The sequence below is a fragment of the Mycolicibacter kumamotonensis genome (genome assembly GCF_002086285.1).
GTDB lineage: Bacteria > Actinomycetota > Actinomycetes > Mycobacteriales > Mycobacteriaceae > Mycobacterium > Mycobacterium kumamotonense.
In genome coordinates, this window is record NZ_MVHU01000101.1 from 1 (window position 1) to 1,248 (window position 1,248).

Here is a 1,248-nt window from a genome sequence, read left to right on the forward strand (position 1 = left end):
TGAGGTGAGCCCCTCGTAGTGGTCCAGTCGTTGTGGGACTCTGTTGCCCGGTCTGCGGGCGAGGAAGAATCAGCAACGACATGGCATCGAACAAGCGCCGGCGGCACACGCCGGATCAGATCATCCGCAAGCTGGCCGAGGGCAACAAGCTCCTCGGGGCCGGCCAGGAACTCAATGAGGTGTGCCGACACCTGGAGATCGCTGAGTCGACGTGGCATCGCTGGATTGCCCAGTACGGCGGCATGAAGGCCAACGAGGCCAAACGGCTCAAAGAGCTCGAGGCCGAGAACACCCGGCTCAAGAAGCTGGTCGCGAACCAGGCCCTCGACATCGACATGCTCAAGGACATCTCGGCGGGAAACTTCTGACCCCGAACCGCAAGCGCAGCGCCGTCACGGCGCTGCGCGACCGGTTCGGGGTATCCGAACGCCGCGCCTGCACCGTCGTGGGCATCCACCGTTCCACGATGCGCCTGACACCGCCGCCGATCACCGCCGAGGAGGCCGAGCTACGGGCCTGGCTGCGCCGGTTCTCCACTGACCGGCCCCGCTGGGGATGGCGACGGGCTGCCAAGATGGCCCGCCGCGCCGGTTGGCAGGTCAACAACAAGCGCATCCGCCGACTGTGGCGTGAGGAGGGTCTGCGGGTCCCTCAGCGCCGCAGGAAGAAGCGCCTGACGGGTATCGGTGTCGCCGTGGGTGCGATGTCGCCGATCCGCCCGAACGTCATCTGGGCGATGGACTTTCAGTTCGACACGACCGCCGATGGCCGCACGTTGAAGATGTTGAACGTGATCGACGAGTTCACCCGTGAAGCACTCGCGATCGAAGTCGACCGTGCCATCGACGCCGACGGTGTTGTCGATGTGCTTGATCGCCTGGCCCTCGCCCACGGCGCACCGCATTACGTGCGCTTCGACAACGGCCCGGAGTTCGTGGCCCACGCCGTGAGTGATTGGTGTCGATTCAATAGTGCCGGTTCCCTTTTCATCGATCCTGGCTCGCCGTGGCAGAACGCCTGGATCGAATCGTTCAACGGTCGTCTCCGCGATGAACTGCTCAACTCGTGGCGCTTCGACTCCCTGCTGGAAGCCCGCGTGATCATCGAAGACTGGCGCCGCGACTACAACGCCAACCGACCCCACTCCGCCCACGGAGAACTCACCCCAGCCGAGTTCGCTCTACAGTGGACCACGACCCACCAACCCCAAGTCGCATAGCGACTGGACCACCAAACGGGTCCCCCTCA

The 1,248-nt window shown here is 64.6% G+C and carries 1 protein-coding gene; it reads left to right on the forward strand.

Annotated features, from left to right (window positions below):
• The first annotated feature begins 80 nt into the window (after positions 1–80).
• Positions 81–1,219 (forward strand): IS3 family transposase gene (locus BST28_RS22920; RefSeq protein WP_109560780.1). Its coding sequence is split into 2 segments (ribosomal slippage): positions 81–351 and positions 351–1,219, totalling 1,140 coding nucleotides; the frame shifts between segments, so codons are not numbered across the junction.
• The last annotated feature ends 29 nt before the right edge of the window (positions 1,220–1,248 follow it).